The organism is Mycobacterium sp. ML4, assembly GCF_054515735.1.
Map to the genome: position 1 here is coordinate 59,812 of NZ_JBTNSY010000008.1, position 22,073 is coordinate 81,884.

At 67.2% G+C, this 22,073-nt stretch carries 20 protein-coding genes; 8 read left to right on the plus strand and 12 right to left on the minus strand.

The genetic code is table 11. The features are described from left to right. Nucleotides 1–65: 65 nt before the first annotated feature. From ACX9NE_RS10760 to ACX9NE_RS10775, 4 genes are all read right to left on the minus strand, one after another. On the minus strand, nt 66–1,151 hold the full coding sequence (locus ACX9NE_RS10760; RefSeq protein WP_459361807.1) for an NAD-dependent epimerase/dehydratase family protein: 1,086 nt from the start codon (nt 1,149–1,151) through the stop codon (nt 66–68). Nucleotides 1,152–1,299: 148 nt separating this feature from the next. After that, a complete protein-coding gene (locus ACX9NE_RS10765; protein WP_459361806.1) occupies nt 1,300–2,304 on the minus strand; it encodes a 4-hydroxy-2-oxovalerate aldolase in 1,005 nt (334 codons plus the stop codon). Next, entirely contained in the window at nt 2,301–3,932 is a 1,632-nt protein-coding gene (locus tag ACX9NE_RS10770) for a thiamine pyrophosphate-binding protein (protein ID WP_459361905.1), read from the minus strand. Before ACX9NE_RS10770 ends, ACX9NE_RS10765 begins: the two co-directional genes overlap by 4 nt. Beyond that, complete coding sequence (locus tag ACX9NE_RS10775) at nt 3,932–4,315, minus strand: cupin domain-containing protein (protein ID WP_459361805.1); 384 nt, start codon at nt 4,313–4,315, stop codon at nt 3,932–3,934. Before ACX9NE_RS10775 ends, ACX9NE_RS10770 begins: the two co-directional genes overlap by 1 nt. Before the next feature lie 82 nt (nt 4,316–4,397). Here ACX9NE_RS10775 and ACX9NE_RS10780 point away from each other — a divergent pair, with 82 nt between their 5' ends. Further along, a complete protein-coding gene (locus tag ACX9NE_RS10780; RefSeq protein ID WP_459361804.1) occupies nt 4,398–5,852 on the plus strand; it encodes a DHA2 family efflux MFS transporter permease subunit in 1,455 nt (484 codons plus the stop codon). On the opposite strand, the gene ACX9NE_RS10785 is transcribed toward ACX9NE_RS10780, so the two are convergent. Both ACX9NE_RS10785 and ACX9NE_RS10790 read right to left on the minus strand, forming a co-directional pair. Further along, entirely contained in the window at nt 5,849–6,484 is a 636-nt protein-coding gene (locus ACX9NE_RS10785) for a transposase family protein (protein ID WP_459361903.1), read from the minus strand. The two genes, ACX9NE_RS10780 and ACX9NE_RS10785, sit on opposite strands and share 4 nt — an antisense overlap. A 9-nt stretch (nt 6,485–6,493) precedes the next feature. After that, on the minus strand, nt 6,494–6,715 hold the full coding sequence (locus ACX9NE_RS10790; protein WP_459361803.1) for a hypothetical protein: 222 nt from the start codon (nt 6,713–6,715) through the stop codon (nt 6,494–6,496). A 68-nt stretch (nt 6,716–6,783) separates the two neighbouring features. On the opposite strand from ACX9NE_RS10790, the gene ACX9NE_RS10795 reads away from it, so the two are divergent. Next, on the plus strand, nt 6,784–7,620 hold the full coding sequence (locus tag ACX9NE_RS10795) for a hypothetical protein (RefSeq protein WP_459361802.1): 837 nt from the start codon (nt 6,784–6,786) through the stop codon (nt 7,618–7,620). Nucleotides 7,621–7,646: 26 nt separating this feature from the next. Continuing rightward, on the plus strand, nt 7,647–8,324 hold the full coding sequence (locus tag ACX9NE_RS10800) for a hypothetical protein (protein WP_459361801.1): 678 nt from the start codon (nt 7,647–7,649) through the stop codon (nt 8,322–8,324). 350 nt (nt 8,325–8,674) lie between these two features. Here the strand turns inward: ACX9NE_RS10800 and ACX9NE_RS10805 are convergent, their stop codons facing one another. Both ACX9NE_RS10805 and ACX9NE_RS10810 read right to left on the minus strand, forming a co-directional pair. Then, nucleotides 8,675–8,830, minus strand: coding sequence for a hypothetical protein (locus tag ACX9NE_RS10805; protein WP_459361800.1), 156 nt, complete (start codon nt 8,828–8,830; stop codon nt 8,675–8,677). 245 nt (nt 8,831–9,075) lie between these two features. Continuing rightward, nucleotides 9,076–11,301, minus strand: coding sequence for a serine/threonine-protein kinase (locus ACX9NE_RS10810; RefSeq protein WP_459361799.1), 2,226 nt, complete (start codon nt 11,299–11,301; stop codon nt 9,076–9,078). Nucleotides 11,302–11,505: 204 nt separating this feature from the next. Here ACX9NE_RS10810 and ACX9NE_RS10815 point away from each other — a divergent pair, with 204 nt between their 5' ends. After that, on the plus strand, nt 11,506–14,646 hold the full coding sequence (locus ACX9NE_RS10815) for a patatin-like protein (protein ID WP_459361798.1): 3,141 nt from the start codon (nt 11,506–11,508) through the stop codon (nt 14,644–14,646). A gap of 86 nt (nt 14,647–14,732) precedes the next feature. Here ACX9NE_RS10815 and ACX9NE_RS10820 read toward each other — a convergent pair whose 3' ends face one another. Beyond that, a complete protein-coding gene (locus tag ACX9NE_RS10820) occupies nt 14,733–15,425 on the minus strand; it encodes a GAP family protein (protein WP_459361797.1) in 693 nt (230 codons plus the stop codon). Nucleotides 15,426–15,490: 65 nt separating this feature from the next. Here ACX9NE_RS10820 and ACX9NE_RS10825 point away from each other — a divergent pair, with 65 nt between their 5' ends. Continuing rightward, the gene (locus tag ACX9NE_RS10825) at nt 15,491–16,693 is read left to right on the plus strand and encodes a multidrug effflux MFS transporter (RefSeq protein WP_459361796.1); all 1,203 of its coding nucleotides are present in this window, start codon (nt 15,491–15,493) and stop codon (nt 16,691–16,693) included. Here ACX9NE_RS10825 and ACX9NE_RS10830 read toward each other — a convergent pair. After that, nucleotides 16,690–17,868 carry a TDT family transporter gene (locus tag ACX9NE_RS10830; protein ID WP_459361795.1) on the minus strand — a complete coding sequence of 393 codons (1,179 nt, stop codon included), beginning with the start codon at nt 17,866–17,868 and terminating at the stop codon, nt 16,690–16,692. The two genes, ACX9NE_RS10825 and ACX9NE_RS10830, sit on opposite strands and share 4 nt — an antisense overlap. Before the next feature lie 146 nt (nt 17,869–18,014). Here ACX9NE_RS10830 and ACX9NE_RS10835 point away from each other — a divergent pair, with 146 nt between their 5' ends. From ACX9NE_RS10835 to ACX9NE_RS10845, 3 genes are all read left to right on the plus strand, one after another. Next, nucleotides 18,015–18,254: a hypothetical protein gene (locus ACX9NE_RS10835; protein ID WP_459361794.1), complete on the plus strand. Its 240-nt coding sequence runs from the start codon at nt 18,015–18,017 to the stop codon at nt 18,252–18,254. Further along, nucleotides 18,255–18,644 (plus strand): integrase, encoded by a 390-nt coding sequence (locus tag ACX9NE_RS10840; RefSeq protein WP_459361793.1) that lies wholly within the window; start codon nt 18,255–18,257, stop codon nt 18,642–18,644. A gap of 291 nt (nt 18,645–18,935) precedes the next feature. Beyond that, nucleotides 18,936–20,504 (plus strand): LCP family protein, encoded by a 1,569-nt coding sequence (locus tag ACX9NE_RS10845; protein WP_459361792.1) that lies wholly within the window; start codon nt 18,936–18,938, stop codon nt 20,502–20,504. Between the two features lie 16 nt (nt 20,505–20,520). On the opposite strand, the gene ACX9NE_RS10850 is transcribed toward ACX9NE_RS10845, so the two are convergent. Both ACX9NE_RS10850 and ACX9NE_RS10855 read right to left on the minus strand, forming a co-directional pair. Then, nucleotides 20,521–21,306 carry an SDR family NAD(P)-dependent oxidoreductase gene (locus tag ACX9NE_RS10850; RefSeq protein WP_459361791.1) on the minus strand — a complete coding sequence of 262 codons (786 nt, stop codon included), beginning with the start codon at nt 21,304–21,306 and terminating at the stop codon, nt 20,521–20,523. A gap of 28 nt (nt 21,307–21,334) precedes the next feature. Beyond that, entirely contained in the window at nt 21,335–21,949 is a 615-nt protein-coding gene (locus ACX9NE_RS10855) for a GH12 family glycosyl hydrolase domain-containing protein (protein ID WP_459377726.1), read from the minus strand. Nucleotides 21,950–22,073: the final 124 nt, after the last annotated feature.

Genomic DNA, 22,073 nt, shown 5'->3' on the forward strand with positions numbered 1-22,073 from the left:
ATCCTACGGTGATCGCGTGGTCTGCCGAGACAGCTGCCCCCATTAGGCTGTACGGACGGACCGGGCTAGACCGCGAGCGGTGCGGACGCCTGCTGGCCGCCCGGGTCGAACACGCCGAGGTGGTAGGGGCTGTCGGCGTACTCTTTGGAACCCACCAGGCACGACAGCGGGGTGTGCACCGGCCCGGCGGCGGCCACTCGCGCGGCGATGGCGTTGAGGTCGAAGCGCGGGCACCAGCCCAGCTGATGCCGGGCGCGGGCGTTGACGTATACGCGGTCCAGACGGTCAGGGAAGCGCCAGCCACGTTCTTGCCACACCGCCGCCGCCAGTGGCGCCCGCTCAGCGAAAACCGCTGCCGCGTCGGTACGCAACCGGGTGAGGTCGTCGCGGTTGAAAGGGGTGGTGGCCGATACGACGTAGCGCCCGAATCCGAGATGTGGCGCACATGCAGCGGCCCGCAGGTGCGCATCGACCGCGTCTTCGAGTGCGACTCGGCGGTAGGCGTATTCGTTGGCCTTGATGTTGTCGTCGCTGCGCCCGCCGCACTGGTGTGGCATGTCATCACCTTCGGCGAAGAACCGGGAGGTGCGCAGCACTATGCAGGCGAGCCCGCGGTTGCGGTGCGCCAATTGGCAGAGGTCCTCGGCAGCTACCTTCGTCACGCCGTAGATGTTCTTGGGCACCGGCGCCATCGACTCGTCGATCCACGCGGCCGGCTGGTCCTCCGGCGGCACCAGCGCGTCACCGAAAACCGTTGTGGAGGAGGTCATGACGAAGGAGCGCACTCCTGCCGCCGCTGCGGCCTCCAGCACCGCGTGGGTGCCGCTGATATTGGTGTCCAGAAATGCCTGACCGGGCAGGAAGGCCAGCTGTGGCTTGTGCACGGCCGCGGCGTGGAACACCACGTCCACTCCGGTCATCACATCGGGCACCAGGTCTGGATCATTCACCGAGCCAACGACATTGGTGAACGGAGAGGGTCGGGTGTCAAGGCCGACCACGTCGGCACCGCGGACACGCAGCGTCCGCACCAGCGCCTCCCCCAGGTGACCGGAGCTGCCGGTCACGAGGACTCGGCGCCCGCCCCAGCCCGTGGCGGGGGCCGAGGATCCCAGGTGCCGGAGCAGTGGGCCGGGCGAAGTCCCGGTCATCGAGCGCATCCCGTTGTTACTCTTCATAAATCCGTGCGCTCGAGTGAGCATCTATGGCTTCCCTTCGATCCGAGACTGTGGTGGGCTGGTTCCAGGGTCCGGCGACGGCCTGTGTGGTCCCTTGACGAATTCTTGGAGCGCGAGGGGTTCACGCCCGCATTCCGGCGACCACCCGATCGATGTCTTCCGCTGACAGCCAGGGACCGTGGGCCTTGTCCGCGATCTCCCGGATGACCCGCGGAACCGACAGCTCCGCATTGCCGGCCGACCTGCGGATGTGCTCGAGCTGTTGGGAGTCCAGGCCGTGCATGCCGAACGAAATCTCCCATGGATCAACGCCGTACGACTCGGACACCCGGCCCAGCATGCTCGCGCGCGCGGCATCGAGTATCCGGTCCAGATCGATTTCTGCCAGATGTCCACGTCGTTGCAGCGCAGCCACCAGGCACTCGGTCTGACAGTTCCCCGCACCGCGGCCGAAGCCCATCAGCGTTCCGTCGAGGATGTCGGCGCCGGCATCAAACGCCGCCAGGGTATTTGCCACCGCCAAGCCGAGGTTGTTGTGGCCGTGGAAGCCTACGGTGACGTCGGCGGCGTCACGCACTGTCTCGACGTAACGGCGCACATCCTCGGGCAGGAAGGTCCCGGTGGTGTCGACCACGTAGACGATCGCGACGCCCATGTCGGCGGCCTGCCGGGCGGCGGCGGCCAACACGCGGGGTGCGAAGAGATGCGACTTCACCAGCTGAATCGAGACCTCGAGCCCTTTGGATTGGGCGCGCCGAACGAACGGCGCGTAGTTCTCCAGTTCGGTCGCGATCACGCACATGCGCAGGAAGTCCAGGTAGTCAGCCGCAAGGTCGACGCGTTCGATGGGCGCCAGCGCCGGAACGATCACGGCGCCCAGTTTGGCGTCACGCACCACCGAACGGCCGGCGCGGAAGTACTCCTCGTCAGACTGGGCCGCACGTCCGTGCGCGGCCGCGGCACCGATGGTGACGCCATGTCCGATTTCGATGTACGGGATGCCGGCGCAGTCGAGTTCACCGACGATGGTCTGCAGGTCGTGGTCGTCGAACTGGAAGTTGACGGCGTAGCTGCCGTCGCGGATGGTTGTGTCGAGAATGACCGGTTCTCTGTTGATGTGCCTCATTTGCCTACTCCGATTTCTGGTTTGTTGATTTCCGGGTCGATGACGATGTCGAGCACGCACGGGCCGGATGCGGTGAGTGCCTTATCCAGGGCGGCTGCCACTTCCGAGCGGTCGGTAACCCGGATTCCCTCTGCGCCAAGGGCACAGGCCATGGCGGCCAGGTTCGTCGGTCCGATGCCGGCGATGGACGACGGATCCATCCGCCCGCGGACCGGAGCGATCGTCGCGCTCAACCTGCCGTCGTTCAAGATCACCCAGGTCACCGGAAGCTCCTGCGCCACAGCCGTGGAGACCTCGGTACCGTGCATCAGGAACGCACCGTCGCCGGCAATGCAGACCACCCGTTCGTCGGGGCGGGCCAGCGCTATGCCGATGGCGCCGGCGATGCCGCACCCCATCGGGGCGAAGTCGATCGTGGCGAAGAACGTGCCGGGCCGGCGCACCGGAATCCCCTGGAATGCCCAGAAAATGCAGGTTCCGGAGTCGGTACACAGCGTCGCGTTCGGCGGGAGGTGAGCGTCCATCTCACGCATCACCTCCAGCGGGTGGATGCTCGATGTCCGGGGCGGGCCGATCGGCGTGCGCGCCGGGAGTGGCACCGCGTGACTCGCAGCGATCTCAGCCGAGGCCAGTGACCGCACCAAAGTACCTGCGGTGGCGGTAATCCCAAGTGTGGTCGGGACCAGTCGACCGAAGGTTCGAGGATCTGGATCGATGTGGATGACATCAGCCCGCAGTCCGGACCAGCGCGACGAGAACGAGCGGGTGACCAAGCCGTCGAAGGACACACCGACCGCGATCAGGAGATCACATGGCGCATCGAACAGGTAGTTCTCGGCGCGTCCCTCACCGAACAGGCCCAGCACACCGAGCGACAGCGGATGCGTCTCGGGGACAACCCCGCGGCCATTGGGCGTCGTCGCGAAGGGCAGGCCGGCCTTCTCACAGAACGTGATGATCTGCTGGTGGACAACGTCGTACCGACAGCCGTTGCCCAGCAGCAGCATGGGAGCACGGGCCTCGCTCAACCGGCTGATCACCGCGTCGGCGATATCGGACCCGCCCGGGGCCAGCGTGACCGGAGCGGCGGTGTCGGCGCCCAATGGCTGGGCCGGGATGGCCTCGTCAACGAGGTCGCGCGGGAGGGCGATGTGCACGGGACCGTAGGGAACGCTCGCCAGGGCCCGAAAGGCGCGATCAATCTTGTTGCGTGCGTTGGCAACCGACTCGAGCGCCACAGATTCCCGGCACAGACGGCCGAACGCCGCGCCCAGACCCAGACCGTCGGCGCTGGTGTCCTGCTGCGAATGCAGACCGAACTCGCCGACTGAAACCTCTCCGGTCAGCACCAGCATCGGGACGTGATTGGCTGCCGCGTTCGCCACGGCGGTGATGACATTGGTAGCACCCGGCCCGGCCGCGAAGACCGCCGCAGGTTTGCCCGATGCTCGGGCGAAGCCGTCGGCGAGGAAGCCCGCGCTCCCCTCGTGGCGGGCGAGCACGGTGCGCAGACGCCGGTCGCGGGACAGCCGTACCAACAACGTGTCGAGCCGTGATGTCGGCAGACCGGTTACGACGGAAATGCCGGCCTCATGCATCCGGCTGACCAGATGGTCGCCTACCGTGATCATCGTCGTACCTCAGCCATGACCCCCGCCGGGAGATCGCATTCCCGAACGTAGGCCGGACCGCAGACACACAGAAAGACCAGTGGGCCCGAGCCGGTGTTCGCAATTCGCTGCCGCACGCCGGCCGGAACCCACACGGCGTCACCGGATCCCACTTCACGACATTCGTCGCCCACCGACATCAGTCCACATCCGGACAGCACGAAATAGATCTCGTCGGTGTCTTGTAGCCGATGCCACACAGTCTCGGCGCCTGGGGCGACGGTGGCATGGGCCAGGCTCACTGACGAGATGCCGGTATTGACCCGGTCGACCAGGAGATGGATCTCGGACAGGTCCGCGGCCAAAAATGGACGCGCGTCCCGGACATTGCTGACGAACATGAAGCCAGAGTCCGGCGCTGCTCTCCGCGGATCCTTGATGGATCCTTGGAACACCGCCTCGCCGGGTGGTTACAGTGTCACGATGGGCCGCCAGATGGATCGGCCGGCACGCGGGACGTTCTCCGACATGCCAGATGCCGGCCGCCGGCCGGATTCCGAACTTTTGATGATCACCGGGGTGTGCATGCTGCTGCCGGTGATGGCCACCCTCGACACCACGGTCGTCAACGTGGCCCAACGCACTTTCGCCGACCAGTTTTCTGCCACCCAGGCCGTCGTCGCCTGGACCGTGACCGCCTACACGCTGTCACTGGCCGGCGTCATCCCGCTGACCGGTTGGGCGGCCGACCGATGGGGGACCAAGCGTCTGGTCAGCGCGTCGGTGCTGTTGTTCACGCTCGGCTCACTGCTGTGCGCATTGGCACCGAACATCATTCTGCTGGTGGCATTTCGGGCGTTGCAGGGTCTCGGGGGCGGAATGCTCATGCCGCTGCAGCTAATCGTGCTGGTGCGCGCGGCCGGTCCCGAGCGACTCAGCCGGGTGCTGACCATCAGCATCATCCCGGTGTTGCTGGCCCCTGTTTGTGGTCCCCTGCTGGGTGGCTGGCTGATCGACTCCTACGGCTGGCCGTGGATTTTCCTGATCAACGTGCCGATCGGGTCAATCGTGCTGTTGTTGGTGAAATTCATTCTCCCCGAAGACGATTCGGGGCCCACGGAATCACTCGACGCCGTCGGTGTGGCGCTGTTGTCGCCGGGGCTGGTGCTGTTGCTGTACGGCGTGTCACGGCTGCCGGATCGCTGCGGAGTCACCGACGCCCGGGTCTGGTTGCCCTGCGTCACCGGAGTGGTGATGATCGTCGCCTTCGTTGCCCACGCACTGCGCCGCGACGGTCGCGCCGTGATCGATCTGCGGCTACTCCAGAAACGAGAGATCGCGGCGGCTAACGCGACCAGATTCCTGTTCGCCGTCGCCTTCTTCGGATGCTGCCTGCTGTTCCCTGCCTACTTTCAGCAGGTAATGCGAAAGACGCCGTTGCAATCCGGCATGTTGCTGCTCCCCCAGACATTGGGCGCCGCGGTGGTGATGCCGGTCGTGGGGCGGGTGATGGATCGGCGCGGACCGCGTGGGGTCGTGCTGACCGGGACGGTGTTGATGGTCGCCGGCCTGGCGCTTTTCGTCTTCGGCATCCACCGCCCACAGCTGCCGACCCTGTCGGTCGGACTCGCGGTATTCGGCATCGGCAGTGGTTGCCTGATGATTCCGGTGGCCTGGACAGCCGTGCACGGGCTCAGCCCGGACGAAGTGTCGCACGGTTCCGCCTTGTTCAACGTCAACCACCACACTGCCGCAGCGATCGGTGCTACGACGTTGTCGGTGATTCTGACCAGCAGGCTCGGTACCGATCAACCACCGCGCGCTTACGCCGAGGTGTTCCTGATCGCGGCGGCCCTCGTCGTTGTGACAGCGATTCCGGCGTCAATGCTGCCGACGGCGGTGGCGCAGCGCGAAGCGGCACATCCCGGTCCGCGCTAAGGGGTGACCCGTAATTGTCTGTGGGTTTTGAGGTTCCAGAGTCCGGTGATGATGTGGAGGCTGTGGTTGATGGCGTCGCCGCGGCGGCGGCATTGCCGAAGGATTCGCCAATCTTTGGTTCTGGCGATGACGTGCTCGACGCGGGCGCGGATTGGCCGGTGGGCTCGGTCGTGGTCGTCGTGGACGGTACGGCCGTCGGGTCCGCGGCGCGGACCGGTGGTGGTGGTGATGCCACGGTGTCGGCTGTCACCGGGGACGACCCGGCCGTCGAGCAGTCCGGCCACGGTGTGGCGAGCCACGATGACGTCGTTGCGGTTACCGGGGCGGCATCGGCCGGCGACGAGCACGCGGCGCCGGTGCGCGCAGATGATGATCTGGGTGTTGATGCTGCGGCGGTAGTTCTTGCTGACGGCGGTGATCGCCTGATCATGCACCGGGATCAGGGTGCCGTCGATGATCCACGGGTGGTCGTTGTTGTCGGGTGCGGGCCGCAGTGTGCTGGCCAGTACCGGCATCAGATGATGGATGATCCGGTCCACCGAGGATTGGCTGGTGGCGAACAGCGCGGCCAGCGCATGGGTGGTCAGGTTGGTGCGCAAATGGATCAGTACCGGTAGCAGCCGGACGGGCAGTGGGAGCCGTCAGGGGCGGCCAGGAGCCGGGGGGATCTGTCGGGTGATCTGTGTGAGCACACTGCCGAACTGGTGGGCGGTGATGCCGGTGAGCGGCAGCCAGGTTCGGTAGCGGCGCGCTAGCGGCTCGGTGTCGGTGGCGTGTGATTGCATGGTTTTCATGGCAGCTGCGGTCACCGACACCACCGCCGCGATCAGCGGTGACGTGGTGGCGCCGCGGCGACGGGGCAAGTCGAAGGTCCCGAATCTCAGCTACGGGGGGCCGGTATCGGTGATCCGCCTGCAACTTGAGGTGTCCGATGAACGGATGCGCCGACGCCTGCAGCGGCAAGTGGGAGGCGGTGTTTGGGCTGCGGCGGGCGCTGCAACGCGACGCCGCGGCTCGGTGCCGAGCGTATTGGGCCGCTCATCGCGAGCGCGCGGCTGATCCAGAGGCGCTGCGTGAGCGGCTGGGGTTGACACGCACAGGCATCGAGGCCGCGGCGAAAGCCCCTATTGAGGCCAGCGGGTGGATGCGCGATCACCTCACCAAAGCGGTTGGCTTGCATGTGGCCGGCGAGGTGTGGGAGACGATCGACCGGCATCTGTTCGCCGATTCCTCGGGGCGCCGGCACGGGCCGCCGCGGGTCGGTTCGTGGTGGGATTTCACCCGCACTCCCGGCCGGGCGCGCTCACATTCCAAGGCCGCACCCACATGGGAAACCTACCGGCTGGCCGGCACGCTGGACGGGCACCTAAGGGCCTATCGGCACCCGCAGCTGCCGGAGTCGATCCACGTGCGGGAGGCGGCCGGCCAACCGGGCGCTACCTCCATACTGACCCAGCCGGCCCGGATGCCAGCTCCGGTGCGGCCTGCCAGCCGCTCGTGGGCCGATCACGACGGGGCGCTGGCGGTGGTGTTCACCGGCCTGCCCGGTGGAGACATGGTGCTGCCGGTGCGGCTACCGCAGGGCGCGGGCCAGTGGGCGCACCGGACCCATTTCCTGGCTGACCCGGCAATGTGGCACAAGATCGACCTGGTGCGCGTGCGTGACCGTAAAGCCCCCGGCGGGTGGCGCTACTACGCGCACCTACTGGTTCACCAGGCCGGATACGCATCCGATGCGACTCGGGTGCGCGTGCCCAGATACCGATGAATCGTCGCGCCGGGGTGGATGCGAACGTGTCGAACCTGGCGCTGGCCTCGTTCCCCGAAGGGCATCCCGAGCAGCTGGCTACCGACCAGATCAGCTGCACCGCACAACAACAGGAAACCGCCGCCCGCGCGGCCCAACGGGCGCGGGCACGTCAGCGAGCCCTGGACCGGTCGCGACGCAACACCAATGCCGACCAGTACAGTCCCTCAGCGCGGCAGCAGAAACGGGCGGATCGCCGCGCCGAGGCTGTGCTGCCCACCCGGCAGGTCAGCAATCCGGGCGGCCCGCGCCGCGCTCGCGCCGACGGGGTGCCGCTACGCGCCTACCGCCACGACAAACTCTCACAGCGCTATCACCGCACCCGGTGTGATCACGCCGCCGACACGCGCTCCACCAGTCACGCCAAGCAGGGTCGCGCCGCTCAGATCGCCGCCAGAATCGTCGCCGCCCACGGCAACACCATCACCGTTGAAGACTGCCGCATATGCACCTGGGCGCGGTTGTGGGGCAAGCGGATCGGCTTGTTCAGCCCCGGCATGCTTGTCGCCGCCCTGTCCGCTGAATGCGCAGCCAGCGGCGGCCGGTTGTACCGGGCCGGCACGCGGCCCACCGCGATGAGCCAGCATTGCCTATGCGGAACGCGGGTCCCCAAGACCCTCGACCAACGCACCCACCATTGCCGGGCGTGGCGGACTGCGTGGTGACCGCGACATCGTCTCGGCCGCCTTGGCCGCCTGCGTCGAATTCACCAATCCCGACGATCCACGCACCGCGCGCGTCGATTACCGACCTGCCCACACCCTGCGCGATGGGCTGGCCTCACAGAGCGGGAGGGTTCAGTCAACCGGCACCAACCACCACCATCACCCGATGAAGGACTGGCCAGGACCGGCCGCCACCACCCGGTGGCCCCCGCCGAACAAGCAGCACCCGGCACAACCCCGAACAGACCAAGCACGCCTGGACGTCGCGGGAACAGCCGAAAACAACCAGCCCTCAAGCCGATTGGCGCTGCATGACCCATTACAGGTCAACTCTTGGGTGCCCCGGATCGTCACGCCTTCGCAGCGCCGGGCAGCAGCTTGCGCAGCCGCCTGCCGATGCGGGCCACCGGGTTCCCCGCGCTTCGCATTTCTTTGATCCTGCTCAGCGTCTGCTCGCCCTCGGCGGCGTAGTCCTTGACACTTTCGTCGCCTTCCTCAGCGCGCATTCCTGGCCTCCATTCGATTAAGCCGGGGCCCACCGCTCCGGCTGGTCTTGCGGTTGCAGCCGCTCCGGTGATTCGGTCGGCGTCAGGCGTTCCGGTGTCTCAGCCGGCGTCAGACGTTCCGGCGTCTCCTGCGGTGTACCCCGTTCCGGCGTCTGCGCTTCGGCCGATCGCCGGTCTGTTATTCCTGGGTTGGACATACCGGTGCCTACCCGCGCAGCCGGTGTTCCAAAACTGCGACCGTGGCTTCAGCCTCCGGTGCGGTTGAACGTCATGTCGTAGGGGCCGCCTTTGCAGGCGCTTCCCGACTCGTCCTTGGTGCCGCTGCCGGTGAGCACGAGGATCGGGTCCTGTTGCGGTTCCGGCAAGGGAAAAGTGCCCTTGATCCTGACGTGCGAGGTCCCGCCCGCCGGGCATGACGCGTCGTACTCGTCGTCTCGCGTCCAGACGTTGTTGGCGAACAGCAGCAGTTGGGTAGCGCTGGTGCCGTTGCGGACGAACCGACTCAGACAGCGGTCACCGGTGCGCAGGCAGATGGTGTCCACGTTGTAGTCCGCTTCCTGCGGCTTCGGCGCGCTGGGGCCGGTGTAGGTGGTGACCAGGTGATAGAAGCCGTGCAGCGCCTCCGCGGCAGACGTCTGGCGGGCCGGCTGGTCAGCCGGGTTCGGCAGGCTGGGAAGGTCCGCGTCACCGACCCGGGTGAAGGTCACCGACCGCTTGCTGTAGCAGTCCAGGGAGTCCGATATCCATTCCCCGGTCATGGTGCCCTCTGAGTGCCGTTGCAGCCAGACGTAGTTCCATTTCTCGATCGACTTGTCGTTGCATTTGCCGCCTTCGAGTGCCACTGCTATCCAGCGTCCGCGGACGTCGTCGAAGACCAGCTTCGGGATGTGGTTGTAGGGCCCGTCGGTGCGCTGGGCCGTCGCCACGCAGCCGCTGCCGTTATTTCCGGTGCATACCGACCGCAGTACCCAGGTCTCCTGAGCCGGCGGTTCGGAATTGGGCACCTCGGTTCCGGCCAGGGACAGCTTCGGACCGAAGTCCGCGGTGTAGGTGCCGGTGAACGGACCGCCGTTGCCGGCCGCAGCCGGAGGCTGCGCGGTGCCCGCATGCTGGGCGCCTTCGCTGTCGCGGCTCTTGCCGTCGTTGCTCAACGCGATGCCGGCGACGACGGCGATGACGACCAGCACCGCGCCGACGCCCGCCAGTATCAAAGGGGTGCGGCGTTTCTTGCCGGGTTTGGCGGACGGGGTCTCCGCGGACGCCGCTGACAACCGGGCGGCCGGTAATTGCGGCTCGCTGGGGGCCCGGTACCGAGTGGCGTCTTCATTGGCGGAGCGATGCTGATTCGGGTCGAGGTTGGGACGACGTTGGGTGGGGTCGGTCGCGGGCCGCTGCGGGCTCGGCTCCGGGGGCGCCGGCCGATGCAGTTTCGGGTCGGAGGGCGGACGGTACTGGTTGGGCTCCGGGCCGGGGCGGCGCTGAGGCGGGTCAGGGGGCGGGCGCCGCGGTATCGGGTCGCCGTACCCGCTGCCACCGCGCATCGGCGGGTGCTGACGTGGCGGGGGTGGGCCGGGCGGGGGGCCCGGCGCGTGCTTGGGCGGGGGTGCCAGTTGGGTTCGTTGCTGAACGGGCTCGGGCCGGCGCAGCGGAATGGGCCGGGTGCCGGTGACGGCGTCGCGGGCGGCCGCGGCCATGTCGGTCACGGTCGCATAGCGCTGTTGAGGAGTCTTGGCCATCGCGGTGGCGATGACATTGTCGAGTTCTTCGGGAATGCCCCGCCGAATGGTGGACGGTCGCGGCGGCGGCAGGCTCAGATGCCCGCCGATTTGTTGCTCCAGGCTGGCGCCCGGGAACGGTTGGCTGCCGGTCAGGCATTCATGCAGGACACACCCCAGCGCGTAGGTGTCACCGCTGGGGTCGGTCTGGCCGGTGGTCACCCGTTCCGGTGCCATGTAGGCCCAGGTACCGATCACGTTGCCGGTCCCGGTCATGTGCGAATCTCCCGCCGCGCGGGCGATTCCGAAGTCGATCAGATAGGCGAAATCGTCTTCGGTGACCAAGATGTTGGACGGTTTGACGTCGCGGTGTACCAGTCCGATCCGATGAGCGGCGCGCAGCGCCGAGGCGATCTGCTCGATGATGCTGACGGCACGTTCGGGGTCGAGGGGGCCCTCGGCGATGATCGCCTGCAAGTCGCGGCCGACGACGAGACGCATGTCGACGTACAGGCGGCCTTCGATTTCGCCGAAGTGATGGATCGGCACCACGTGCGGGTCGTTGAGCCCGGCCGCCGCCAGCGCCTCCCGGCGAAACCGTTGTTCGAACGTCGGGTCGTTGGCGAGGTTGGCAGGCAGGACCTTCACGGCGACGACACGCTGGGTCTCGGTGTCGTAGGCGCGCCACACCTCGCCCATACCGCCGCGGCCCAGCAATTCGAGGAACTGGTAGCGGCCGAATGTCGTACCTTGCACTCCGCTCCCCTCAGCGAAAGTCCGGGTTTATCGCCAGCAAAAACATTAGAGCCGCGCCAACGGGGATGCACGACCGTAATGCCAAGCTAATCACGAAACCGCGAAAGCCGGGATGGTGAGGCATTGCTTCGCCGGGACGGGTAGCCGGGCGCAGACTGAAACGAAGAGCCGGGTTCTCCCGATGTAGGTCGAGGGGGTGCGCCAATGGCATTCGACAGACCGTCACCGGTGACGGAGTTGACGCAGGAGTTGCGACTCGCCACCACTATGACCGGCGGGGTGAGCCTGGCGATCTGGATGGCGGGCGTGGCGCGCGAGATCAACCTGCTCGCCCAGGCGTCGCAGTGGCGGCGGGCAGGTGGCGGGTTCCCCGCCGACAACCGACTGAGTAAGGAGTCGGCCGCATCGTTACGGCTTTACGCGAGCCTGATCGATCTGCTCGACGTCATCGTCGACGTGGACATCCTGTCCGGGACGAGCGCGGGAGGCATCAACGCGGCGCTACTGGCGTCTTCGCGGGTTTCGGGTTCCGACCTGGGTGGCTTGCGCGAGCTCTGGCTCGACCTCGGAGCGCTGACCGATCTGCTGCGCGACCCGCGCGACAATTACACCCCGTCGCTGCTGTACGGCGACGAACGGATGTTCGCCGCACTGGCGCGTCAGATCCCGAAGCTGGCGACGGGACCGTTTCCACCGACCGACTTCCCCGGCGGCGCGCGTGTCCCGTCCACCACGCTGTATGTCACGACCACGCTGCTGACCGGGGAGGCCGGCCGGTTCACCGACTCGTTCGGCACCCTCGTCCAGGATGTCGACCGGCGTGGGTTGTTCACCTTCACCGAGACCGACCTGGCAACGCCGGGCACCGACCCGGCCCTGGCACTGGCCGCGCGTAGTTCGGCGTCGTTCCCGATCGCGTTCGAGCCGTCGTTCCTGCCCTTCGCACACCCCACGCCCGCCAAGGGCAGGGTGCCCGCGCGACCGGCGATGTCAGCGTTCACCAACATCACCCGGCCGCACTGGGTCGCCGACGGCGGACTGCTCGACAACCGCCCGATCGACGTGCTGCTCAAGCGCATCTTCGATCGCCCCGCCCGTCGTCCGGTGCGGCGGGTGCTCCTGTTCGTCGTGCCCTCGGCCGGCCCGGCACCGGACCTGCTGACCGAACCCGCACCAGATGACGTCGACAAGCCACTGGGACTCATCGACGGACTTCTGAAAGATCTGGCCGCCATCACCACCCAGTCGATTGCGGCCGATCTGCGTGCCATCCGGGCCCATCAGGACCGCATGCAAGCGCGCACCGACACCAAGCTGCGGCTGGCCGAACTCGCGGCGGTCCTGCCGGCGGGTACGCGACTGTTGAGCGCCGCCCTGCTGTCCGACTATGCGAACCGGGAGGCCACCCGACACGCGCAGCTGCTCACCGATGCGCTGATGCGTCAACTCGGTACCTGGCCACCGGCATCCGACGCGCCGGTCGCCGAAGCCGCGAGCATTCCCACGAACTGGGAACCCGAAATCGCCGTCGGGGGTGACTCCGACCGGGTATGTCGGCGCCAGATCATCGCATCCATCCTCAGTCGCTGGGCCATGCCCCCGAATCAGGTGCTGCCGCATGGAGCAACCGACCTGGCCCGGTACGGCCGGCCCGGCTACGACCTCGCCAAGAGTTGTGCGCTGGCCATCGTCCGTGCGGCATACCGGGTAGCCCGGACCGATGCCGATGTCGCCGACCTTGCCGAACTCACCAGGAAGATCCATGCGGCCTGCCCACCGCCGTCACCGGTCGACCCGGGCGAGTTGGTGCGCGTGGTCTGTGCCAATTCCACTGTGCGGCAGGGATCGTTGAAGAATGCGGCCGCGTTGATCGCCGCCGATTATCTACAGCAATCCTCGGTGCCCGCGGAGGTCTGGAGCAAGCTCGGTGACGCGCTTTCCGGCAGCCTGCGAAAACTGGACAGGCTGGCATCCGACGGCTCGTCGGCCGATGGCGCAGCGGCGGAACCACTGCGCACCTATCTCACGTATCTGGGGCGGCAGGCGGACGCGGAGGGCGTCGCGCTGAAGCTGTTCGACCTGGCCGCCGCCCAGCGGGCGATGCTGCCGGCGGAAGCGGACATCGAACAGTCCGTGGAACTCGTTCAGGTCAGCGGCGATACCCGCACCCTGCTTGCTCCGGACTGGCAGATCGCGCAGGAGAAGCTCACCGGCATGCAGTTCCATCACTTCGGCGCTTTCTACAAGCGGTCGTGGCGGGCCAACGACTGGATGTGGGGCCGGCTGGACGGCGCCGGCTGGCTGGTCCATGCGCTGCTCGACCCGCGACGGGTGCGGTGGATCGTGGATCAGCGAAGCCCAGCGAGCAGTGGCGGCGACGTTGAGCCGCGCCGGGACGCCGGCTCGTCCGGCGCCCGGTGGTTCCTCAACCGCCTCAAAGCGCTTGGCGCGGCCGACTTTCCCAAGGCCGGCTATCGGCTGCCCGGCGCCGGGGGCGATTCGGGCCGGTTGACCGAAGACATGGTGCTGGCCGAACTGGCCTTCCTCGACGATGCGTCGGCACCGCTACCGCCGAGCCTGCCGGCGACATCGATGTGGTTGGCACAGGCGTGGCAGCAGCGAGTTCTCGACGAAGAACTGGACGAGCTGGCCGGCGCAGTGCTCGACCCCAAGCCTGGCGAACGGCCCGACTGGAGTCCGTCCACGTCGCGGGCATGGGCCAAGAAGGTGCTGGCCGCGCATCCGGGACCCGCGAAGTACGCTCTGCTGAACGATGATCCGGTTGCGGCGGAAACTCTTGCCAGTGACAGGGGTTCGCCGCTGATGGCACATACGGTGTCCAAGGCGGCCGCGACGGCGTCCGCGGCGGCCGGCTCGATCCGGCAACTGCCGGGCGTCGTCAAACCACCGTTGGCGACGGTGCGGACGCTGGCGCTTGGCGGATACCGGGTGGTCTCGCTGACCCGGGGGGTGGCCAAATGGACCCTGATTGCCGGTGCCGCGCTGCTCGTGCTCGGCGTGGCGGCCGCGATCGCGTCGGCGACGACGCTGGGAGCCATCGGACTCGTTACGGCCGGCATCGGCGGCTACCTCGTCGTATTGGGAACGTGGCAGTTCTCCAGCCGGCTACCGTTCGCCCTGTTGTCGATAACACTTGTTGGCGCCGTCCTTTCGCTGGCCACGCCGGTAGCGCGGCGCTGGCTGTTCGGCGACGCGACCCGTCCCGGCTGGGTGGGGGCGAACGCTTATTGGCTTGGGGCGCAGTGGTGGCACCCACTGGTCGTGGTGGGCGCCATCGCGTTAGGGGTCACCGTGGTGGCCGTCGCCAAGCCCGGTCGACGGTGACAGCCGGGGTCAGCGCAGCCCACCCGCCACCAACGCCAGGCTTGCGGCCGCGGTGACGGCGGCGGGACGCCGGGTGTCCGGAAGTGTCACGTGAGGGCGCTGAGTCCGTTGTAGAGCACCATCAAGCCGATCAGCACCAGGACGGCGGCCAACATCGCCGCGTGGTTCTTCTGCATCCATTCCTTGAGCCGCTCCAGCGGTTCGTCAAGACGGTCACCGGCAGCCACATAGGCCAGGATCGGGATCGCGACGGTGGACGCCGAAATCGCGACGAACACTCCTCCGGCTACCCATCTGCCCACCGGGCCGAGTCCGTTTGTTCCGATGGCCAACCCGGCCGCGACGCACAGCAGCGAAACTTCCGGCCGCAACACCGTCAGCACCGCCGCCGTCACCGCCGCCCGCTTAGGGGTGATGGTGTCGAACGCCCGCATCCACCGCGGGGCCTCGGACTCCCGATGCCGGCTGAACCACCGGTAGATGCCGAACAGGATCAGCACCGAGCCCAGCACCACGCGCAGCCAGGACGCCCAGGCCGGCGGCGACTTGTGCAGGCCGGCCATCGCGCCCGACGCTGTCACGAAGATCCCGGTCAGGACGCAGAGCCCCAGCACCCAGCCGCCCAGGAACGCCAGGCCCGTCGGCCGGGGCCGTGGCGCGTGCAAGACAAGGACCGCCGGGATGATCGTCAGCGGTGAGACCGCGATGACCAGTGCCAGCGGAATGAGAGCCGTCAGCAGTGTGCCCCAATTTCCCGTCACGGGCAGCAATCTTCGCATTGAATGGGTGCACTCACCCGCGAAACGGGGTGCGGGCGCGTCCGGACATGCAATGATCCGGACCTGTGGGCGAACCGCCGCCGCGCCGTCTCATCCCGATTCTGTTGTTCGTGGTGCCGCTGAGCCAGATTCCGCTGGATCTCTACACTCCGGCGCTGCCGCAGATGGCCGACGATCTGCACACGACGACCGAGGCGATCCAGAACACGGTCACGGCGTACATACTCGGGATGGCCGTGGCCTTCCTTCCGGTGGGCATCGTCGCCGACGCCCGGGGCCGCAAGCCGGTGCTGGCCGCTTGCCTGGCCATCGTCGTCGCCACCGGCGTGGTGTGCGCGCTGGCAGGCTCGGTGCATGTGCTGCTGGCCGCGAGATTCGTACAGGGAGCGGCCGCCAGTGCCTGCATGGTGGTGTCCTATGCGGTGGCCGCCGACTGCTTTGCCGGCGGCCGATTAACCCGGGTGGCGGGTCTGCTGGGCACCGCGTGGGGGTTGGCACCGGTGCTGGCGCCCCCGGCCGGGGGTGTGCTGGTGCAATACCTGTCCTGGCGGATGGTGTTCGCCGGCATCGCCGGTATCGGCGCCGTCGCCGCGCTCATCGTGTTGACGGCGTTACCGGAAACTCTTGCGCCGCAATATCGTTCGCCCATAAGGACGTCGGCCACGGCCCGCGCGGTAGTCGACACGCTGAGCAATCCGGTGTTTGTGTGCTTCGTGGTGGCGTTCGGCGTCATCGCCTCGGCGCAACTGGCTTTCGGGGTGGTCGGACCTTTTCTGTACCAGCAGAATCTGGGGCTTTCACCCGCGGCCTACGGGTTGATGGCGTTGATCGTCGGAGCGGCGAACCTGGCCGGCGAACTGGCCTGCGGCCTGTTTGCTGGACGCATTCCTGCCCGGCGGCTCGCCATGACGGCTCTGGCCGTGTTCGCGGCAGGCACCGTCGTGCTACTGGCATCGGGATTGCTGGTGGGAAATAACCTGTGGGCGATCACCGTCGGTTTCGGCTTGGCGCTGGCGGGGTGCGGGTGCCTCTGCCCGCAGATGTACGGCGAGGCGTTGGGCCTGTTCGCACGGAACCTCGGCCTGGTCGGTGGCCTGGTCAGTGCCGGCGGCTATCTCATCATCACAGCCGCCATGGCGATCGTCGGTGCGCTGCCCGAGGATTCGCAGACTCCGGTCAGCTGGCTCTACCTGGCTTGCGGTGCAATCGCTTTCGCAACGATCACCTGGGCGACATCCACCCGCCGGAGACGACTGCGCCGTGTTTAGAGCCTCTCGGGGCGGTCACCTCGGTCTTTGCTTGCCCTGACCGGATCCGAGCTTGGCGGGAGTGTCAGCAGGTTGCCGCGCACGCTTCCGCGCGCGGTACGGACGGTCACCAGAATCCAGGTCAGCAACAAGCCGAAATAGGCCACGAGGCCCGCTACCTTGAAAGCGGGAAGGTGGGTGTGCACGGCCAGCTGCGAGGTTCCGGTGACGAACGTGCCGACCGGAAATGTCAGACTCCACCACGTCAGCGCGAAGGGCATGCCGCGGCGCAACGTACGCACGGTAAGCGAAGTGGCAAGTGCGATCCAGAGCACCGCAAAACCCCAGACCGGCACCCCGAAGATGATGGCGAAGTCGTTCATGGCCGTCGCGAGTTGGCGGTCGACCGCACCGGTCGACGCCGCTGTCGCGAGAAGCCCTGCGGCGGTGATGGATTGACCCAGCGGGCCTAGCACGATCCACAATGTGGGCACCCGCGCCGAGCCGGAGGTGCCGTACAGCACCAGCCTGCTCCAGATCATCGCGATGATGTTGAACGAGGCGAGAAGCGACAGCCCGAACATCGCGTAGCAGCCGTACAGCATGGTCTCGCGGCCGGTGCCCGGCGGCAGATGAGGCAGCAACAGCGCGCCCGTCGCCGCGGAGACCATCGGCGGCACCACCGGCATCAGCCATCCGCCGAACGCCGCGTCGGGTTCAACGTGCAGCTGGGTGAACATCAGGAAGGGAATGCTGACGGCGGTGAACAGACCGCCGACGGTGCCTGCCGTCCACAACACCCAGTCCAGGTCGACGGCGATGCGCTCGCCGATCAGGTCCCCGCTGACCAGGACCGCTCCGGCACCGACCGTCATCATCGCCATCGGCGCCGCACCGTAGAAGTGAGCCATCTGCGGGTTGCGGGCATGGGTGCGTGCGACGCGCGGATTGCGCAGCCAATGGCCTCCGACCAGGACAATCAACACTGCCAACAGGACCGCGGCCAGCACCCAGACACCGTGAGTGAACCCGCGCAACCCGGGCACGTGCACGGGCAAGGTGGCACCGGCGATCGCGACGATCCCGGTGCCCATGACCGAGGCGAACCAGTTGGGACCGACGTTGCCGAGGACCTCGAGGCGCGTGTGCGACTCCGTGGGCGCCAACGGCGCAGCTTCCGGGCTCGGGGTAGCCATAGCTGAGCAACCTACTGGCGAGCGCCGCACGCCGCAGCAAGCGGGCCGACTCTGTCGCTCCCTGCCTGCGGTGACGGGCCTTCCAGCACCGCACGTCGCCTACACTGCCGTGGGTGCATCCGTGGCGAAGCGAGGTTCGCATTTCCATGACAAAGCCACTGGTGATCGGAGTCTCGGCACTGATGTTGCTGGTGGCGTTGGCTATGCCGATCAAGCAGCGTTGCGGGGCGCCGGGGCGCTCCTGCGCCACCACGGTCGATGCATTCGGGAACGTACACTATTACTACGAGGTCGAGCCATTCGGCATATTTCTCATGGAAAGTGTGATTGGTTCGAATATTCCGTTGTGTTACACCTCCGGCGAGGAGATCGTGAGGGTCCGCTGAATGGCAGGGCACGCGCGCATAGCAGCATTGGTTGTTACGGCAATGGTGATCGGCGGTGCAATCGCGTCGGTGCCGGCGACCGATATCGCGCTCGTCACCGCGCACGAGAACTTCTGCGGAGCGAGCTATCTGTGTCCGGCAGATCCCGCGCCCGACGGTGCCGATCAGGCCACCGCGGAACGCCGGATCCTTGACGGTTACCTGTCCAAGCAGGCGGGGTGCACGCCCGAGCTGCAGGCAAATCCGCAATCCGTCACATGGGATCCGCCCGGGTTCACGCCCGGCGCCGGAGGTTCGGGGAACATCAAAGACTCCGATCCGCGACTGGGCGGCCACTTCGTCGCCGACTATGTCAACGGCCGCTGGCACATCGACTACCAGTACTGCTGACCGACGCCGAGTCGTCAGCAACCACAAGTCACGGCCTTTATGAGACCCGAGCGCGCCCGCCCGGTCCGGACCCCACGGGCTCCGCGGATTCTAGCCCAAAACTCGTGGCAACACGGATTTCGACGGCGCCGACACGCGCGGCGTTCTCAGGTGAATCTGCCCACATCAGCAACTTTTTGTTGGGGGGTTCCCAGCAAGCTATCGCATACTGGACGGCATGCGTCCGACGACTTCACCGCAAACCGCCGGCCCGGCACCGGCCGGTGCGCTGGTGTTCGGTCGGGGCCGCTAGTGGCGCGTTCCGGCGGCGCTCACCGTCGCCGTGTCGTCAGGCAGCCGTCACAAATCCGCAAGCGGCTGTCGCGCGGCTTCATGACGCTGGTCTCGGTGGTGGCGCTGGGAATGACCGGCGCGGGCTATTACGTGGCGCACGGCGCACTCGGCGGTATCACGATTTCGCAGGCCCTGACCGCCGAAGACCCCAGGTCCACCGGCAACACCATGAATATCCTGCTGATCGGTCTGGACTCCCGCAGAGACCAGGAAGGCAACGACCTGCCCTGGTCGATCCTGAAGTATCTGCACGCCGGCGATTCCGACCAGGGCGGTTACAACACCAACACTCTGATCCTGGTGCACGTCGGCGCCGACGGGAATGTCGTCGCCTTCTCGATCCCCCGGGACGACTGGGTCGCCTTCAACGGCGTTCCGGGCTACAACCACATCAAGATCAAGGAGGCCTACGGCCTCACCAAGCAGTACGTCGCCAACCAACTGGCCAACCAGGGCGTGAGCTCACAGCGTGAACTCGAGGCGCGGGGCCGCGAAGCCGGGCGGGCCGCCACACTGCGCGCGGTACGCAGCCTGACCGGGGTTCCGATCGACTACTTCGCCGAAATCAACCTGGCCGGTTTCTATGACCTGGCCCAGACGCTGGGCGGCGTCGAGGTGTGTCTGAACCACCCCGTCTACGACTCGTATTCCGGGGCCGACTTTCCGGCCGGCCGGCAACGCCTGGACGCATCGCAGGCGCTGTCGTTCGTCCGGCAGCGGCACGGTCTGGAGAACGGCGACCTGGACCGGACCCACCGCCAGCAGGCCTTCCTTTCGTCGGTCATGCACGAGCTGCAGGACACCGGCACCTTCACCAATTTCGACCGGCTGAACAGTCTGATGGCCGTCGCACGCAAAGACGTCGTGCTGTCCGCCGGCTGGGACGAGGCGCTCTTCCGCCGGATGGGCGACCTGGCCGGCGGGAACGTCGAGTTCCGCACCCTGCCCGTGGTCCGCTACGACAACATCGACGGGCAGGACGTCAACATCATCGATCCGGCGGCGATCAAGGCTGAGGTCGCGGCTGCGCTCGGGACGGCCTCCCCCTCGGCGGCGCCCACCACGACGAGCACCAGACCAAACCCGTCGACGATCGTCGACGTCGTCAACGCCGGCAGCATCAGCGGCATGGCAACCCAGGTATCCAATGCCCTCAAGAAGCGCGGGTACACCGCCGGACAGGTGCGCGACCGCGAATCGGGCGACCCGTCCACGACCACCATTCAATACGGCACGGGCGCGGAGAACGACGCGCAGAATATGGCCACCCTGCTCGGTGTCGATGCCCCCAGGCAAGCCGACCCCGGCATCGCGCCCGGGCACATCCGGGTGACCGTCGACACTAATTTCTCGCTGCTGGCGCCCGACGAAGCGCTCGACGCGACCAGCTCGAGCAGCACCACCACAACCACGACCACAACCAAGCCCAGCAGCAACGGGTACTACTACAACGGCACTTTTACCACTTACCCGACACCCGACCAGGGCAAGCCGATCGACGGCGGCGGGGTTCCGTGCGTGAACTGATGCGTGCCGAGCGCAGTTAGGCGTGCGTCCCGCCGTCGATGCGGATCTCGGTCCCGGTGATGAACCTGCCGTCCTCGGACACCAGCATCGCGATGACGCCGGCGATCACCGACGGGTCGGCCATTCCGGCGCCGCTGGATTTCTCCGTGGTGGGCAGGATCGGCATCAGCCGGCGCAGCAGCGACCAGTTGGCGTCTTTCGGAATGTAGCCACCGGTGGCGTCGGTGATGCCGGACTTGATGCTGCCGGGGGCCACACAGACCGCGCGCAGGCCGGCGGCGGCGTATTCCAGTGCCAGCGAGTGGGTGAACGCCTGGACGCCGCCCTTGCTGGCGGCGTAGGCCGCCATGTACGGGTGCGCGAAGCTCGCCGAGGTGGAGCTGAAGTTCACGACGGTGCTGCGCGGGTTGTCCAGCAATGTCGGCAACGCCTCGCGGACGACCAGGAACGTGCCGGTCAGGTTGACGGCGAGAATGCTGTTCCACAGCTCGAGGCTGGTCTGGTGGGTATGTGCGGCGCGCAGGATCCCGGCGGCGTTGACCAGTGAATCCAGCCCGCCGAGCGTGTCGATGGCGCCGCGCACCCCGGCGATGACCGAGCGTTCGTCGGCGACATCGATGACGCTCGTGGTGAACCGTTCGCCGGTTGCCGCCGCCCTGTCGCTGGTGACGAGCAGGCCGTCTGCCGCGATGTCGGCACCGACCACCACCGCACCCTCGTCGAGCAGCCGCAGCGCGGTGGCTTGACCAATCCCCGAGCCGGCGCCGGTCACCAGGATCCGCTGACCGTCCAGTCGCTTCATGCGGCGAGCGTAACGCGGGTAGCGAGTCCTAGTTGACCGTGGCGGAGAAGGAGTCGACACCGAGGCCCACGCCGCCATTCCACGGTTCGAAGCCGGCCTGGATGCTCGTCAGGTACCACGAGTTGTTGATCGGCTCCATCGTGGCCGTGTGGTCGACGAAGTCCAGCACGTCGAAGCTCCACACCTCGATGGGCGCGGTGGCGACGTAGGACATCACGTTGTTCTGCCCGTTGCTGCCGTCCCAGACCACGAAGGTCTTGCCGTTGATCGTGGTGTTGCCCACCGGCGAACCCACCGGCTGGATGGGCCCCTGGTGGTTGAACCAGACCATGATCTCCTGGTTGTTGACCCCGGTGGTCTTGGGCGTGGGATCCAGCCAGATGTCGTAGGCGGCGTCCCAGGTGCCGCCGGTGACGTAGTTGTAGTCGATGCTGGTGATCGCGCTGTTGATCTGGCCCAGCTGGATCGGCAGGTTGGTGCCCGTCGACGCGTTGCCGTAGTGCACGCCCGCATAGACCGAGGGATACCCCAGCGGGGCGCCGTTGGTGGGGGCGGAGCCGTTTTCGGTGGTGATGGTGAAGCCGGTTTGGCTGACGGTGATGGCCTGACCGCCCGGGTTGTTCCACGCGTTGTTCTGCACCACATAGCCGCCGGTGATCGTCGTCGATCCGTACTGGGTCGAGATGACGGTGCCGCCGGTCGGGACCGTCGGGGGCGTGGTGGGGGGCGTCGGGTTCGTCGGCGGCGCCGGCGTCGTCGGCGTGATC

Bases quoted from the DNA above. Each gene is read 5' to 3' on its own strand.
- ACX9NE_RS10760 (WP_459361807.1), bottom strand. From the start codon at position 1,151: ATGACCGGGACTTCGCCCGGCCCACTGCTCCGGCACCTGGGATCCTCG.
- ACX9NE_RS10765 (WP_459361806.1), bottom strand. From the start codon at position 2,304: ATGAGGCACATCAACAGAGAACCGGTCATTCTCGACACAACCATCCGC.
- ACX9NE_RS10775 (WP_459361805.1), bottom strand. From the start codon at position 4,315: ATGTTCGTCAGCAATGTCCGGGACGCGCGTCCATTTTTGGCCGCGGAC.
- ACX9NE_RS10780 (WP_459361804.1), top strand. From the start codon at position 4,398: ATGGGCCGCCAGATGGATCGGCCGGCACGCGGGACGTTCTCCGACATG.
- ACX9NE_RS10795 (WP_459361802.1), top strand. From the start codon at position 6,784: ATGAACGGATGCGCCGACGCCTGCAGCGGCAAGTGGGAGGCGGTGTTT.
- ACX9NE_RS10805 (WP_459361800.1), bottom strand. From the start codon at position 8,830: ATGCGCGCTGAGGAAGGCGACGAAAGTGTCAAGGACTACGCCGCCGAG.
- ACX9NE_RS10815 (WP_459361798.1), top strand. From the start codon at position 11,506: ATGGCATTCGACAGACCGTCACCGGTGACGGAGTTGACGCAGGAGTTG.
- ACX9NE_RS10820 (WP_459361797.1), bottom strand. From the start codon at position 15,425: ATGCGAAGATTGCTGCCCGTGACGGGAAATTGGGGCACACTGCTGACG.
- ACX9NE_RS10830 (WP_459361795.1), bottom strand. From the start codon at position 17,868: ATGGCTACCCCGAGCCCGGAAGCTGCGCCGTTGGCGCCCACGGAGTCG.
- ACX9NE_RS10835 (WP_459361794.1), top strand. From the start codon at position 18,015: ATGACAAAGCCACTGGTGATCGGAGTCTCGGCACTGATGTTGCTGGTG.
- ACX9NE_RS10840 (WP_459361793.1), top strand. From the start codon at position 18,255: ATGGCAGGGCACGCGCGCATAGCAGCATTGGTTGTTACGGCAATGGTG.
- ACX9NE_RS10850 (WP_459361791.1), bottom strand. From the start codon at position 21,306: ATGAAGCGACTGGACGGTCAGCGGATCCTGGTGACCGGCGCCGGCTCG.